Origin of the sequence: Tenacibaculum sp. SDUM215027 (genome assembly GCF_050566205.1) — a bacterium.
GTDB lineage: Bacteria > Bacteroidota > Bacteroidia > Flavobacteriales > Flavobacteriaceae > Polaribacter.
Window position 1 is genome coordinate 466,948 of sequence record NZ_JBNXUE010000001.1, and the last position, 15,744, is coordinate 482,691.

General features: G+C 31.7%; 17 protein-coding genes. 1 reads left to right on the forward strand and 16 read right to left on the reverse strand.

Annotated features, from left to right (window positions below):
• Nucleotides 1–50: 50 nt before the first annotated feature.
• Nucleotides 51–1,112 carry a hypothetical protein gene (locus ACQYZ7_RS02175; protein WP_430728160.1) on the forward strand — a complete coding sequence of 354 codons (1,062 nt, stop codon included), beginning with the start codon at nucleotides 51–53 and terminating at the stop codon, nucleotides 1,110–1,112.
• A 53-nt stretch (nucleotides 1,113–1,165) separates the two neighbouring features.
• Here the strand turns inward: ACQYZ7_RS02175 and ACQYZ7_RS02180 are convergent, their stop codons facing one another.
• The 16 genes from ACQYZ7_RS02180 to ACQYZ7_RS02255 form a co-directional block, all read right to left on the reverse strand.
• Nucleotides 1,166–1,705 carry an energy transducer TonB gene (locus ACQYZ7_RS02180; protein ID WP_430728161.1) on the reverse strand — a complete coding sequence of 180 codons (540 nt, stop codon included), beginning with the start codon at nucleotides 1,703–1,705 and terminating at the stop codon, nucleotides 1,166–1,168.
• A 98-nt stretch (nucleotides 1,706–1,803) separates the two neighbouring features.
• Nucleotides 1,804–2,664, reverse strand: a complete 861-nt coding sequence (gene atpG / locus ACQYZ7_RS02185; protein ID WP_430728162.1) for an ATP synthase F1 subunit gamma — start codon at nucleotides 2,662–2,664, stop codon at nucleotides 1,804–1,806.
• A gap of 73 nt (nucleotides 2,665–2,737) precedes the next feature.
• Entirely contained in the window at nucleotides 2,738–4,318 is a 1,581-nt protein-coding gene (gene atpA, locus ACQYZ7_RS02190) for a F0F1 ATP synthase subunit alpha (protein ID WP_430728163.1), read from the reverse strand.
• 21 nt (nucleotides 4,319–4,339) lie between these two features.
• A complete protein-coding gene (atpH, locus tag ACQYZ7_RS02195) occupies nucleotides 4,340–4,897 on the reverse strand; it encodes an ATP synthase F1 subunit delta (RefSeq protein ID WP_430728164.1) in 558 nt (185 codons plus the stop codon).
• 7 nt (nucleotides 4,898–4,904) lie between these two features.
• Nucleotides 4,905–5,405, reverse strand: coding sequence for a F0F1 ATP synthase subunit B (locus tag ACQYZ7_RS02200; protein WP_430728165.1), 501 nt, complete (start codon nucleotides 5,403–5,405; stop codon nucleotides 4,905–4,907).
• A 107-nt stretch (nucleotides 5,406–5,512) separates the two neighbouring features.
• The gene (locus tag ACQYZ7_RS02205; RefSeq protein ID WP_099215024.1) at nucleotides 5,513–5,701 is read right to left on the reverse strand and encodes a hypothetical protein; all 189 of its coding nucleotides are present in this window, start codon (nucleotides 5,699–5,701) and stop codon (nucleotides 5,513–5,515) included.
• Between the two features lie 42 nt (nucleotides 5,702–5,743).
• Nucleotides 5,744–6,862 (reverse strand): F0F1 ATP synthase subunit A, encoded by a 1,119-nt coding sequence (gene atpB / locus ACQYZ7_RS02210; RefSeq protein ID WP_430728166.1) that lies wholly within the window; start codon nucleotides 6,860–6,862, stop codon nucleotides 5,744–5,746.
• A 124-nt stretch (nucleotides 6,863–6,986) separates the two neighbouring features.
• Nucleotides 6,987–7,367 (reverse strand): DUF6168 family protein, encoded by a 381-nt coding sequence (locus ACQYZ7_RS02215; protein ID WP_430728167.1) that lies wholly within the window; start codon nucleotides 7,365–7,367, stop codon nucleotides 6,987–6,989.
• A complete protein-coding gene (locus ACQYZ7_RS02220; RefSeq protein ID WP_430728168.1) occupies nucleotides 7,360–7,590 on the reverse strand; it encodes an AtpZ/AtpI family protein in 231 nt (76 codons plus the stop codon). Before ACQYZ7_RS02220 ends, ACQYZ7_RS02215 begins: the two co-directional genes overlap by 8 nt.
• Complete coding sequence (locus ACQYZ7_RS02225; RefSeq protein ID WP_430728169.1) at nucleotides 7,559–7,966, reverse strand: bactofilin family protein; 408 nt, start codon at nucleotides 7,964–7,966, stop codon at nucleotides 7,559–7,561. The genes ACQYZ7_RS02220 and ACQYZ7_RS02225 overlap by 32 nt, the downstream gene beginning before the upstream one ends.
• Before the next feature lie 22 nt (nucleotides 7,967–7,988).
• A complete protein-coding gene (locus ACQYZ7_RS02230; RefSeq protein ID WP_430728170.1) occupies nucleotides 7,989–10,220 on the reverse strand; it encodes a tetratricopeptide repeat protein in 2,232 nt (743 codons plus the stop codon).
• A 94-nt stretch (nucleotides 10,221–10,314) separates the two neighbouring features.
• Nucleotides 10,315–11,010 (reverse strand): ABC transporter ATP-binding protein, encoded by a 696-nt coding sequence (locus tag ACQYZ7_RS02235; protein ID WP_430728171.1) that lies wholly within the window; start codon nucleotides 11,008–11,010, stop codon nucleotides 10,315–10,317.
• 21 nt (nucleotides 11,011–11,031) lie between these two features.
• A complete protein-coding gene (locus tag ACQYZ7_RS02240) occupies nucleotides 11,032–12,504 on the reverse strand; it encodes a DUF5687 family protein (protein WP_430728172.1) in 1,473 nt (490 codons plus the stop codon).
• A gap of 115 nt (nucleotides 12,505–12,619) precedes the next feature.
• Nucleotides 12,620–13,120, reverse strand: a complete 501-nt coding sequence (locus ACQYZ7_RS02245; protein WP_430728173.1) for a DUF1761 domain-containing protein — start codon at nucleotides 13,118–13,120, stop codon at nucleotides 12,620–12,622.
• A gap of 92 nt (nucleotides 13,121–13,212) precedes the next feature.
• The gene (locus tag ACQYZ7_RS02250) at nucleotides 13,213–14,202 is read right to left on the reverse strand and encodes a DUF4837 family protein (protein ID WP_430728174.1); all 990 of its coding nucleotides are present in this window, start codon (nucleotides 14,200–14,202) and stop codon (nucleotides 13,213–13,215) included.
• A 27-nt stretch (nucleotides 14,203–14,229) separates the two neighbouring features.
• Complete coding sequence (locus tag ACQYZ7_RS02255; RefSeq protein WP_430728175.1) at nucleotides 14,230–15,738, reverse strand: LysM peptidoglycan-binding domain-containing protein; 1,509 nt, start codon at nucleotides 15,736–15,738, stop codon at nucleotides 14,230–14,232.
• Between the last annotated feature and the right edge of the window lie 6 nt (nucleotides 15,739–15,744).

Genomic DNA, 15,744 nt, shown 5'->3' on the forward strand with positions numbered 1-15,744 from the left:
TGATTTGTAAGGTTTATATTCGCGAAAAATAACCCCCAAATTTTTCAAAAATGAAACTATTATTTAAAACTTTAATTTGTTCTATTTTTTTATTCCTTTCATGTAGTGGTAAAGAAAGTATCCCTAACGTTGAGCTTAAAACTTATTCTTTTGATTCTGAAACCAATTCTAGCTTGATGTTTCAAGACGGAGAGTCACAAGAAATAATGACTTCAGAGTCTCGTATGTATGAAATTAGTAAAGTAATAAGAGTTAAACCCGTTGACAATAAAACTATTGAAGTCGCTAATTTTGCGCCAATAGATATAGAAGATATCACTATTACAGCTACGATTGAGACAGAAGGTTTTCATAAACCTATTAAGTTGTTTAAAATCGATAAAATTAGAGCTCATGGTAAGCAAGAAATTAACTATCCTTTTATAGATAATTCTTCTTTATTTTTAAATACCAGTAATCAAGAAGTTGATCTTTCAACTTTTAAAGATACAGGTATAGACCCTAGTAATATTGTTTTTGATTTTACTGGTGATAACGAAATTATCCAAAAACTTAAAAGTTTACATAAACTAAAATGGACGATAAAATACCACGATTTTGATACAGACAACAATCCAGATAACAATTGGGCTGAGGATATTACTCCAAAAGACATCCGTAGATTCACAGGGTTAATAATTAACCTTGGTGTTGTTTTTGCTTCTGATAATTTTAAAAATGAATTTATTAATGAAAACATTATAGGAAATGATGGCACAACTGCTTTAACAGAAAACGAAAAAAAAGGAGCTTATAACATTATTTTAAACAAAACACGCTATAACTGTGGTAAGGTTGTTAATGTTTCTGGTTTAGGTGGTGGTGCAACCTTTGGTGTAGCTGAACATGTGCTAAGAGATTATATTCGTAAAGAAACTGGTTTTATAACAGCACATGAAATAGGACATACTATTGGCTACAATCATTCTTCAAATATGACATACCCTCATGAAGTAGATGGAGTAAATACTGGAATTAGTCCTGTTACCACAAGAATTATGAATCAGTTTTTTGAAAATGATTTATACCCAGTTACGATAGAAAACTATTACCTCTCATCAGACTTTGAGTAGGATTAGATTAATAAAAAAAGCGAACCAAATTGGTTCGCTTTTCTTTTTATAAGTTACTCAACGTTAAATGTGATTGGTAATGTATAACCAACTCTTACAGGTTCACCTTCTTGAAATCCTGGTTTCATCTGAGGTAATAATTTTAGTATTCTTATACCTTCTTCTTTGAGTTTTGGATGTGGTGCCCTAACTTTAATATCCTCTACCTCTCCTGTCTTACCTATTTTAAATTGAAGATAAATTCTTTTTTTTCCTGAGCTAAGAACACTAACACAACGTTTCTCATAAACCTTGCTTTCTTCATTATAAACTTCTTTTTCTTCTAAACAGTCTATAATTTTATCATTAAATTTCCTTGTAACATGTTTATTTAACTTTAAATTAAAACATCTTCTTTTTTGTAAAGATTTTTCACAACCTGGGAAAACAGGAACCTCTTCAATTATAACGAAAGGGATGTCTTCTGTAATTTCTTCAGTTAAATTAGTTGCTTTTTCATTGTTTTGATCGTTATCTTTTTTTTCTTGAGAAATAGAAAGATCTGTTAAAAACAGAATAAATAAAAACATCGTTGCTTTTAATAATTTTTTCATAGCTATAAATTTTAATTCGAAAATAGTGATTCTTAAAAAAGGAAAAAAGCCAAAACTTAAATAAGTTTTGGCTTTTTTATATGATTGAAAATATTTTTCTAGTTGTTCAATGCTTCTGCTCCACCAACGATTTCTAAAATCTCATTCGTAATTGCAGCTTGACGTGCTTTGTTATACGTTAATAATAAATCATCACGTAATTCCGTTGCATTATCAGTTGCTTTGTGCATTGCAGTCATACGAGCACCGTGTTCGGCAGCAAATGAATCACGAATTGCCTTGTATAATTGCGTTTTTAATGACTTAGGAATTAATTCTAAAATAATCTCTTCTTTAGACGGTTCAAAAATGTAATCTGAATTTACATTCTCATCTCCTTCAATTGGTTGAATTGGTAAGAACTGTTCTACTTGAGGTATTTGCGTTGCCGCATTTTTAAACCTATTGTAAATAATCTCTATTTTATCGTAAGATCCATCTACATATAAATCCATTAACTGTTCAGCTATTTCGGCAACATTGTCAAAAGTTAAGTCATCAAAAATATTACTTCTATTTTCAATAACTGTGTACTCTTTTGATAAAATGTCATTTCCTTTTTTACCAATTGTTAATAAATCAACAGCAGCAGCATTGTATTTCTTATTGATTGTTTTAACTGTTTCTTTAATAATAGACGAGTTAAAACCTCCACATAAACCTCTGTTAGAGGTAATAGTAACTAACAATACTTTGTTTACTTCTCTTTCTGTTGAATACACTCCACCTGCATCACTATCTAATGTAGCACTTAAGTTTTGTAATAATTCGGTAAGCTTAGATGAATACGGGCGCATTGCTGTAATTGCATCTTGAGCTTTTTTCAACTTTGCAGCCGACACCATTTTCATGGCAGACGTAATCTGCATTGTTGATTTAATCGAAGTAATTCTGTTACGTATTTCTTTTAAGTTTGCCATACTTTGTAGTATTTAGTATTGAGCACTGAGTATTGAGAAGTTTCATCTCAATACTCAATACTAAAGTCTTTTATTAAGCTGAAAATTTAACTGAAACTTCTTTAGCAGCGTCTCTTAAAGTATCAATTACTTCATCAGTTAACTTTCCTGCTTTTAAAGTATCTAAAGTATCTCTGTGCTTAGCATTTAAATACTCTAAATAATCTTTTTCAAATTCTTTCACCTTGTTTACAGGTACATCTTTTAACAAGTTTTTAGAACCTGCATAGATGATAGCCACCTGATCTTCCACAGTATAAGGGTCGTTTTGAGCTTGCTTTAAGATTTCAACGTTACGCTTACCTTTTTCAATTACATTTAAGGTAGCAGAATCTAAATCAGAACCAAACTTAGCGAAAGCTTCTAATTCACGATATTGAGCTTGATCTAATTTTAAAGTACCTGATACTTTTTTCATTGATTTAATCTGAGCATTTCCTCCTACACGTGATACCGAGATACCTACGTTAATCGCTGGACGAACCCCTGAGTTGAATAAATCTGACTCTAAGAAAATCTGACCATCTGTAATCGAAATTACGTTTGTTGGAATATATGCCGAAACGTCTCCTGCTTGTGTTTCAATAATTGGTAATGCAGTTAAAGAACCTCCACCTTTAACAATTCCTTTTAAAGAATTTGGTAAATCATTCATTTCACTTGCAATTTTGTCATCATTGATAACTTTTGCAGCACGCTCTAATAATCTTGAATGTAAGTAGAATACATCTCCAGGATATGCTTCACGTCCCGGTGGTCTTCTTAATAATAATGAAATTTCACGATAAGCAACAGCTTGTTTAGATAAATCATCATAAACAATTAAAGCTGGTCTACCAGTATCACGGAAATATTCTCCAATTGCAGCTCCTGCGAATGGTGCATATACCTGCATTGGTGCAGGGTCAGATGCATTTGCAGCAACAATAGTTGTATATGCTAACGCTCCTTTTTCTTCTAACATGTTAGCAATAGCTGCTACTGTTGAAGCTTTTTGACCGATAGCTACGTAGATACAGTACACTGGTTGTCCTGCATCATAAAATTCTTTTTGATTTAAGATAGTATCAATAGCAACAGTTGACTTACCTGTTTGACGGTCTCCAATGATTAATTCACGTTGACCACGACCAACTGGAATCATTGCATCGATAGACTTGATACCTGTTTGCATAGGCTCAGTTACAGGCTCACGGAAAATAACCCCTGGTGCTTTACGTTCTAAAGGCATTTCAAAAGTTTCACCTTGAATTGGTCCTTTACCATCAATTGGTTGCCCTAATGTATTTACAACACGTCCTACGATTCCTTCTCCAGCTTTTAAAGAAGCAATTCTTTCTGTACGTTTTACAGTAGATCCTTCTCTTACTGAAGTAGAAGCCCCTAATAATACAACACCTGCATTATCTTCTTCTAAGTTTAATACGATACCTTCTAATCCATTATCGAATTCAACTAATTCTCCGTATTGTACGTTAGATAATCCATAAACACGTGCAATACCATCACCTACTTGTAATACAGTCCCTACTTCGTTTAATGAAGCCTTAGACTCAAAATTTGTTAATTGTTCCTTTAAAATTGCTGATACTTCAGCTGGTTTAATTGCTGCCATCTTATTTCTTTTGATGTATAATTAAATTTTTGGAATGTAATGACTCTTGTCAAACTCTCTCCTTAACTCATTAAATTGGTTCGAGATACTTGCATCATACTGCACATCTCCAACACGTAAGATAAATCCTCCTAAAATATCAGGATTTACTATATTTTCAATACTTGCATTGTTTCCTGTAAGGGCTACAATTTTAGCTTGTATTTTATCTTCTAATTCTTTTGTTAAAGCTACTGCTGTGGTAACTTTAGCAACGTTAATGTTCTTGTGGTAATCGTATATAACGGCATATTGCTTAGCAATAGACTCTAACATTACCATACGCTTATTTTCCTCTAATAAATTAAATAACCCTTTTACTATGTTATCTACTTTATCACCAAAAAGTGCATTTAAAACTTTACGTTTATCTGCAGCTTTAATTACAGGGCTTCTAAGCATAACATCTAAATCAGCACTTCCAGCAATTGTATCAACGATTAACTTCATGTTATCGTTTACTAAAGTTTCGCTTCCTGAATCTTTAGCTAAATTTAAAACTGCCTTTGCGTAACGTAATGCTGCTCTTGCTTCTTTCATCTGCTGATTAGTTTAAAATAACCTCTTCTAACATTCCTTCCACAAGCCTTAATTGATCATCTTGTGAAGCTAATTCTTTTCTTACAACTTTCTGAGCTATTTCGATAGATAAGTCTCCTACCTTTTTCTTTAACTCAGCAATTGCTGCTTGTTGCTCTTGCTTAATAGTAGCCTTTGCATTCTCTACCATAGTAGAAGTTTGCTCTTCAGCTTCTTGCTTTGCATCAGCAATGATTTTATCTTTAATCTCACGAGCTTCTTTCATCATCGCATCTCTCTCAGCTCTTGCTTCTTTTAATAAACGTTCGTTATCTGCATGCAAATTTTGCATTTCTTTACGAGCATTTTCTGCTTGATCTAATGCATTTTGAATACCTTCTTCACGCTCTGTTAAAGCAGCCATAATTGGTTTCCATGCAAATTTGAACAATAAAACTAGTAAGATTACTAATATTAATGTTTGCATAGCAAATAGCCCTGGAGAAAAATCATTTATTAACTGATCCATTGTATCTGAAATTTAATCTTTTTACTGTTTGTTTTTTGTTTAATTTGAAAACATTTCCTGCGACCAATCGTCACAGGAAAATGTTTTACTTCTGTTTTGTTTCGGAATTATTTTCCTAAGATTAAAGCACCAAATGCTAATCCTTCTAATAATGCTCCGATAATGATCATCGCTGTTTGGATTTTATTAGCTGCTTCTGGTTGACGTGCGATAGCTTCCATTGCACTACCACCAATTTTACCTAATCCTAATCCTCCTCCGATAACGATTAATCCTGCTCCAATTAAATTGTACATACTGATTGATTTATATATAATTAAACAAATTCTTATTCTAAATTAATGATGTTCGTGCTCTTCAACCGCCATACCAATAAATAATGACGATAACATTGTAAAAATAAATGCTTGTAAGAACGCTACTAAAATTTCGATTACTGTGATAAATAACGCCAATAGTAATGAAATACTTGTTGAACCTACAGCTCCGAACTGATTCTTTAACGTAATCATTAATGCTATTAAACTCATTACTACAAAGTGACCTGCTGTAATGTTTGCAAATAGACGCACTAATAATGAGAAAGGTTTAATTAAAATAAACCCAATCAATTCGATTACCGCTAAAATTGGTCTTAAAATCACAGGTACACCTGGCATCCATAATGTGTGCGCCCAGAAATCTTTGCTACCATTTGTCAAATAGATTACCAACGTAAACAATGCTAAACATACCGTTACTGCTATTTGTCCTGTTACGTTAAATCCAAAAGGAGTTAACCCTAACAAGTTCAATATCCAAATAAAGAAGAATACTGTTAACAAATAAGGCATAAACTTCATGTATTTTTTTTCACCGATATTAGGCTTTGCTATTTCATCTCTTACATAAAGCACTAAAGGCTCTAATACACGACCAAACCCTGTTGGAATTGCTCCTTTCTTATAACTTTTAGCTAACGACCCAAAACCTAACAGCATTAACAACCCTACGAACAACATACCGAACACACTTTTAGTAATAGAAAAATCTAATACTCTATGCGCATTGGTAGCGTGATGAGTTTCATCAAAAGCAACTGCTTCCTCTCCTTCGTTTAACTCGTATATTTTACTGTGAATTTTAGTAAGTTTTACTCCACCTTTTGCCACAATAACATGACCGTCATCGTTGTGGTGAAATTCAGAAGACATAAAGGTTTTCAAACCTTCACTCGTCCAAACAATCACTGGTAACGAAAACCCAACATGCTTGCGCTCTCCTGTATCGTTTGTGTACGAAAACAATGTGAAATCGTGTGAATCTGCTAAGTGATGTTTAATGTATCCATCAATTTGCTCTCTTGTATTAATTTGACCTCCGTTTGAAGTATCACCTCCTCCAGCAAATGCTGTAAATGAACTAAATACTATTGCTAGTACCGTTAAAAAATAGATAGGTTTTTTTGCTATCGTCATACCTTACTAAATATAGAATTATGGTCTCTAAATTTCCGTGCAAAGGTACACAATAAATTAAAACTACAAACGGTTTTTTTATTTAGTTTTCCTGAGTCTTTTAAAGGCTTACAAAAACAGCAAACTATCTATTATTCAATAACTTTGAAACACCAATAGCCTCAACTAATAAAAAAGTAAGAATAGGAAGTAATATTGAAACTTTTTCAGGTTTAGTTAAACCCGTTTCAGAAAAAATAGAATCTTGATACAACATAATAAAGACTCCAAACTTTACCAACATTAAACCAAGATATAAGTAACCTGTTTCATTAGGTAAATAATTTATGACTATTTCTACAGCAATATAAATTAACAGCGAAGCAAGTACATTAAATACATATACTGATATTAACGAAAAAGATAGGTTTATAGTATTTTTCTCTATGAAATAATTATTAATAAAAAATCCTAAAGCTGCTAAAACAACTACAACTACAGCAAAAAATATAATTCGTTTAATCATCTTTCTTCGTTAGGTTTGTCACTTGCATAATTACCGAAATCATAGCTCCGAAAACTGCCACAAGTGTACAAATTTTTACGTAAAGTTGGTTATCGTTTGGGTATTTTTGGTCTAACCATTCACCTAGTAAACTTCCTAAGTAAATAGTTAGTCCCATTTGAAGTGCAATTCCTGTGAATCGTATGTATTTATTAAGCGGTTTTTTCTTTGAGTCCTTCCTCATTTTTATTTAATTCTTTTACCGCTCCTTTCATTGCACAAGTAGCATTGAATTCAGCTCCTGGCTCTACAGATAGTTTCCCTATAACAACATCTCCGGTAATGTTTGCTGAAGATTTCACTGTAAGTGTGTTTGATACAAATAACTCTCCTGAAAACTCTCCTTCTACATCTGCATTAGTACACTCAACTTTTCCTTTGATAAGACCAGTACTACCAATTATTACTCTGCCATTAGTTTCTATAGTTCCTTCTAAAGTTCCATCGATCCTAAAATCTCCTTCAGAAATAATTTCACCAGTTATTTTAGTGTTTTTTCCAATAATGTTTCTTTCTGCAACTTTGTTTTCGGTTGTTTTTTTACTCTCTTTACCAAACATATTCGGGGAATTTAAGGGTGTTTTATGTTTTATTTAATTGTTCTATTATTTCTTTTGCCTTTTTACCTTCTTGAGTAGTTGCATAACTAACCGCAACAAACTCTAACGCTTTTTTATAGGTATCTTTATCTTGATATTTACCTATAGCCAAGGCCTTTAGGAGTGCGAATTTAGGGATTAAATTTGAGTTTTTTATTGTAGTTGAAAAATTATCTATTTCTTTAACAGTTTCTTCAAACTTATTCTCTTTATATAAATAGTATATTTCTTTATACTTATTTAAAACTTCATCTTCTTTTTTCTCTTCTACAAGTTTTTTATCAGGGTTTAAAATTATTTGAGCAAAACTTGTTTCTGAGTATTTCTGTATGATAACATTCTTATACTCATTTGCTTTAGCTACATCACCTTCCTTTTTATATATTTGATACAAATGGTAACTTATTGGTAACTCCAACTTATCATCTGTACTAACTTCTCTTAAGCGTTCTAAGTTTTTAATTGCTAGTGTAGCATTTGTAAACTGCTCTTTATAAATTAGCCCTAATTGGTATAATGCATCATTTCGCTCTTGTACTAGGTCGCTAATTATTTTTTCATCTGTAGGTACTGCATCAAGGTATGTTGAAAGCTCATATCTCTTGTTTATTTTTGTTTCATTATCGTCTTCTGACACATCATCTGCAACACTGATGGATTTATCTGATAATCGCCAGTTATCTTCTAAAGGGCGTGTTCCCCATGTTTTTTGAAACTCTGCTCTTCCAAAACCTAATGCTTGTGTATTGTAAAAGTACCACTTCCCTTTATTTGCATTATTATTTATAGAAGCTCCACCTCCAAAACCACTTCCGAAATTTTGAGCATTAAGCATTTGTTGCCTCTTTTCTTCGTCTTCTTTTTTTATTTTTTCAATATATGCTTTAAAAAAAGAAGTTCTTTCATCTGGTGTCATTGCAACCAAACTAAGAATACTGTCGTTATTTTTAACAGTTTCCTCATACTTTCTTAAGGTTGTAAGACCTTTATTCTTTCTACGGATTCTTCTGATTCTTTTTTCTTGATCAAATTCCTTAGAAACTACTTGCATTACACTATCATAATACGAGCCTGCTAGCAAATAATTTTCTTTTTCAAAGGCCATATTTGCTAAACGTTCATACGCATAGGTTTTTTGATAATTGTTATTATGTTTTGCTTCTAAAGATTTTTTGTAATATTCTGCTGCCGCTTCTGGGTTATTTCTTCCTTCTTGAATAACTCCTGCCTGGTAGTATAATTCGTTTAAGAACTTTCGGTTATCTGAGTTTTTAATTAATTTTCTTAACCTAGCTAGCATCAATATTGATGTTGAGTCATTCGGAGTATTCTTAGCTAGTTCAATATCAGCTCTAATACGAAACCTATCTGGTGCTCTTTTGTGGTCTGCTAGTTTACGAAACACCATTCTTGCCGAATCTTTTCTATCTAATTCGCTATAAATTTGCCCTAAAACAAACATGTTTCGAGCTGATTGTTCTTTGTTATAGTGTGTTTTAGTGGCTAACTTTAGATAATCTACCATTTTTTGAATGGTATCTGTTTGTTCATAAGCCATTGCCATGGCTGTATAAGCTTGTTCTTTTACCGATTTATTTATTTTTTCTTTCTCATCTAAAACGTCTAATAATAACGATAATGTTTCTATAGCTCTTTTTTCGTTACCTAAACGAATATTTGTTTTAGCTCTCCAAATTTTTGTTTCGTAGTTTAAATCGGCTTTAGGATAATTAACTATCACATAATTAAAAGCTTCTAATGCAGGAATGAAGCGTTGTGTATAGTATCTAGACTTTCCTAACAGTAAATAAGCATCATCTATTTGGCTATTCTTTTCATACCCATTAATATTCATCGAATGGGTTTGAACAGCTTTTATAGCTTTTTCTTCTGCTTTTTCAAAAGGTGTTAGGTTTTTGTTTTCTTCCTCTTCTTCAGCATTAAATCCTGTACCAGGAGTAAGTACTTTTGTTGTTAGCTTACTTTCATCAAAAGATATAGGTTCAATTTGTAAGCGTTTCCAGAAGTTGTCTTCATGCTTTTCTTGAATTTCTTCAAGTCCTTTTAAATACGCTTGCTCTCCATTAAAAAGCACATTGTATTTAGTGGTAACAGCATGATAACTTCTATTTAAAAAAGCATCCTTTTTAACACTACACGAATACGCGATAGCCGCTAAAACACTGAATACTATTATCTTTACCCCTTTTTTCATATACTATTGCTTTTACAGTACAACAACGTAATAATTATGTTTTTTGTACGTAAAGAGGTAAAAATAATAATTATAAGATGATTTTTACCCTGTTTTATGCAGAAAAATAGCTTTCTAATTCTTGCAGGGTTTTTTGCGATGTATTTATATCTTTTACAACGTTCCCTTTATCTAAAACTACAATACGCTCGCAAACCTCTGTTACATGGCTTAAATCATGGCTAGAAACTAACACAGTTACATCATTATTCTCTGTTAGTTTTTTAATTATTTTTTTTAGTCTGATTTGCGTTGTAGGATCTAAGTTTGCAAAAGGTTCGTCTAAGATTATTACTTGTGGATTTCCCATCATTGCAGCTACAATACCAACTTTCTTTTGATTTCCTTTACTTAAACTTCGTAAATACTTTTTCTTTCCTAAAATTTCATCATTAAAAAACTCATCAAATTGAGCTAAGAACCCTTTTACATCTGCCTTATTCATTCCACGTAAATCTCCAACAAAATCAAAATATTCTTCAGGTGTTAAGTATCCTATTAAAAAAGTTTCATCTATAAACGATCCTGTAAATGTTTTCCAGTTCTCACTTATGTTTACAGTAACTTCATTATTTATAATTTGCCCTGTTGTTGGTCTAATTAAATCTAATAACAAGTTAAACAAAGTTGTTTTTCCTGCTCCATTATTCCCTACTAACCCAAAAGATTGTCCGCTAGGAATCTTCAACTCTTCTAGGTTTAAAACTTGTGTGGTTCCGTATGTTTTTGAAATATTATGTATAGATATCATTTTGTTTAGTTTTTTGGTTGGTTATGATTTTTGGCCAAATGCATGTATTACTGCGTACTTACTTTTAATATACCTTTTCTCTATTAAGTCCATAAAGTAGTTTTTAAATACGAGAGCTAATATTCCAGCAATTGCAATTGCTAAAATCCCTGCATTAAAGCTAACAAACTTGTTGAAAACCCAGAAAAGAAACATAGGAATTCCCATTATTGGAATTATTATTAAAAATTGTGTTGCGCTAGTACCTTGATAGTTTGAGAATCCACTTTTATTTAAGTCTATACGCTTCCTATTAAAAGAGCCCGCAAAGAGCAAAAAGAGAGAATTAAACCCTATATTAAAAATTGCCCCAGCAGTTATCATTAAAAAAATATCTAATCCGTAGAAATAAACATAAGGAATACTTAACAGGTATAATGCTCCTGAGACTACAACCATTAAATACCATTTACTTTCTAAAAACTTTCGATAACGGATATTTTGACTCATAAGCATTTTGTAATACTCACTATCCCATGCAGGGATGAACTGCCCATAGTTTAGGGTAAACCCTCCTGTAACAAAAACTGCAGCAAAGACTAAAAAAGCAGGCATTTGTTCTCTATACATTTCTTGTCCAAAGAAAATAGCTCCGTAGAAAAGAAATAAAAACGACATAAAAAACACTGTTTTAGTTCGTTTATTCCTCCAAATTTGACGAATATCATTTTTAATAAATGGCGCTACATCTCCCAATCTATCAACAAAAGATAAGTCTGATTCTTTTGCTACTTCTTCTTTACTTTTTATAGCATCATCTAAATATACTTTTTCTCTTAATAATTTAAAATTTACATAGTATAGTCCTACTAACAAGACCACTCCTATTACTGACAAAGCAGGAAAGTTATATACTGATTGAAAAATAGGCGCAAACACATCATTTACGTTAAATAACTGATATTTATTTGCAAGAAATAATATTCCGAGTACAGCAATCATCCCTCCTAATGCATAATTATTTTTATTGATTAGAAAGTTTACATAGTTAGCACTTAATACTAGCATAATCATTAAAGACAACCATCCTAGAACTCCCATAGTATTATATCCCTGTCCTATTAACACTATTGAAAAAGGCACGTAAAAAAACAGCGGCATTATATTGAAAAATGATAATGCTGATTTTCCTAATACAAAATGAACTAATTTTTCTTTTTTTACAGGTAAGTTTAGAAACGGCTTGATGTTTAGTACTGGTAGCTTTTGCATTAAATAGCGAAAAATTAAATCTGCTATTAGTAAAAAAATAAGAAATCCATTTACAAACAACAATGGGTCTGTATTTGGATATTCTTTTTTAATAAAAAAATACCCTCCTATTCCTATCATTAAAAATGAAGCTAGCATATACAATGCAAAAAAGCCCATGATAATTTTTAGTGCAATACTTTTTCCGAAATAAGAAGAGCGAAAAAATTGCTTCCACTCTAACTTAAAAAAATGTGCAATCATTTGGTTATGTATTTAGTTGATTATCTTATATGTCTTTTTCTACAACCTTTTGTTACATAAAAAAAGCATCAATTTAAAAATTGATGCTTTTGAATTTATAATTTTAAAAAGATTACTATGCCCATTGGCAAATTACTCCTCCCATTAAGGCTAATGTAATAATCCAATAACCAGCATTAATAGCTACATACTTAACACTTTTTCTTTCAAATAATGCTTGTGTAGCTAAAATAGGTAAACCTATAAATAAACCTATCATAGTTCCGTGTAGTGCTCCGTGTTTAAATGTTCTAAATCGATCTCCAAAATTGGCCATAAATTCTTGGAAGTAAGCATAAGCTCCACCTGTTTGTTCTACAAAACCTGGCTCACCCATTAAGGTTGATTCAACTCCCCATTGATGAATAACTAATGTTTGTAAGATAAAAGCTAATAAAAAACTAAATACATAGGCTAGCCCAAAAATGAGCCCCATATTTGAACCCTTCATAGATTCATCGGTAAAACCTACCTCTTTCATCCATGCATTTTTAAAAAGCATAGGTCCATACCAAATAAATCCCATTACCATAGGAACTAATGCAGCAATTGCTGTAATTAAAAAATTAAATTTCATAAGACTATAAAGTTTTGGTTGTCAATCAAATATAACAAAAAAAGCATCAAACTTACGTTTAATGCTTTTACTTATTTCTTATGAGTTATCTTTTATTTTATTTTTAAAGACTTTGCTATCGCTTCTAATTCAAAGATAAAATCTCGTTTATTTACTGATGGAGCATATGTAAACCCTTCAAAAACAATTACACGTTTGTTTTCTTTATCAATTATTGTATAGTTAATAAATGGTCCTGCCATGAAATCATTTTTCACTTCCCATTTACCTCTAGTTTCATAAGCTTTTTTACCATCAATTTCTGCATCAAAAGTAAATGGAGTATATGCTTGTTCGGTAATCATATGCATCCCTTCTTTAGTTCCAGGAATATATTTTTTACCTATTGTATCTCTCATTCTTGTAATGTTGTCTGCTACTTTACTTTCGTCTTCTAACGGATAACTGTATACTAAAACATTGTTACTTCCATCACCTCTTGCAATTCCACTTTTTAGATGTTGACGTAACCATAAAAAATCTCCCGTATCTTCAACAAGTCTAAATCTCTCAGGAATGGTTAATGTAATTCCTAAGTTTTTAACTGTTTGAAACTTACTTTCATCAAGTTTTTCTTTTTTAAAGATTCTTTGTGTAAATCTTATATCTTCATCTTTAAATAACTTAATTATTTCTTTCCCTCTGTTTCTAATTAAATCTACCAAAGCTCCTTTACCTTTGGCTGTTGCATAAACTAGTATTTGAGGTTCTGCATATTTATTTTTTTCTACAGTTATTTTTTCTTTTTCACCTTCTCTAACAATTAAAACTGCTTTTGCATGTCTCATAAAACCTTTAAACCCTACAGGATCTATTTGACCTACTGAAAGTAATGTTTCTGGTTGTGGTAATCCTACTTGATGCTCTCCAAAAACACTACGAATTTCATCTCCTATTTTACCTTCCCAATCATTTCCTTTAATAACTACCAATATTTTATTGGTGTTTCCATTTGAAGTTGGTAAAATATAATCGCTTTTCCCTTTATTTTTACACGAAACTGTTATACAAATTAGGGCAAATAATGCTATTAGTTTATTCATAGTTTGTGGTGTTTAGTAGTTGTATTTTTAGCTTTTAAAAATTTTAAGTTTCATTCCTGGTTTCAAACTCTTAACACTCCAAATATTGTTCCATTTTTTAATTTCATCAACAGAAACTGATGGATATTTTTTTGAAATGATCCATAATGAATCTCCTTCTTTAACAACATACACCTCATGCTTGCCTGTTGGTGTTTTATATTTTTTCTTTGAAACCTTTTTTGGAACAGCCATTCTTTTAGGATAAACACTTAATCTTTGACCTATTTTCAAGTGATGTGTACGTAAACCATTCCAACGTTTAATATCACTTACTCGTACTCCAAATTTATTAGCTATTTTACCTAAATAATCTCCACTTCGAACCCTGTAACGAATGCGCTTATCCATTTCGAAGTATTTTGGTAATGGCTTTTCTCTTTTAGCATCATCTTCATTTGCTAAAGCATATATTTCTTTTTCCTTTTCTAAGAAATCCATTAAGTCTCTTCGAGGTAATCGAACTGCATAGTTTTTTTCTTTCACATACGGAATAACATCTAGCTTATACGACGGATTTAAGAACGCTAATAAATCTGAGTCTATTCCTGTTTTTTCTGAAATTTGATCAAAACTAATCGTTCTTTTTACACGAACGGTATCGGTTTCAAAATTGAAAATCTTAGGTGCTTCTGGATAAATATGATGCTTTTCTGCATATTCAAAAATATACATCGTTGCGTAAAATGCCGGTACATATCCTGCCGTTTCACGAGGTAAAAACGGACGAATATTCCAATAATTTTTATAGCCTCCAGAACGTCTTATTGCTTTTGATACGTTTCCTGGACCTGAGTTGTATGCTGCTAAAGCTAAGTCCCAATCACCGAAAATTTTATATAGTTGACTTAAGTATTGACAAGCTGCTTTTGTTGATTTTACTGGGTCTTGACGTTCATCTACATACGAGTTCACCTTTAAATCAAACTGGACTCCTGTTCCATACATAAATTGCCATAAACCTGTAGCTCCTACCCAAGAACGAGCGTCTGGTCTCAACGCTGACTCAACAATAGCCAAATATTTCATCTCTAACGGAATATCATATTGATCTAGGTATTGCTCAAACATTGGGAAATAATATTGAGCACGAGCCATCAATGCAGGATAGTACTTTTTACGATATTTTAAATAACTATTAATTACTTTTTCTAACGCAGGGTTGTACTCTAAATGAAAAGGTGTTCTTACGTTTAAGTCTTGTAACCTTTTCTTTAATAAATCGGTTGTAAGAATTGTTGTTGTGTTACCTAAGATATCTTTATCATTAATTACATATTGAATGCTATCAAACAATGATGAATTAAATTTTTCTTCAACTAGTAAGCTATCAATCATCTTTAAATCTTCCGTAGAAAATAGCTCTTGGTTTTGCGCTGAATTTATAGAATCATTTACCACAACATCAACACTGTCTTTAGCTACAAGAAGGCTATCAATAGGTTGTTGTGCGAAAATTGAAGTTGTAAAAAGGAGTAGTGTTAGTAATTTTTTCATCTTGGT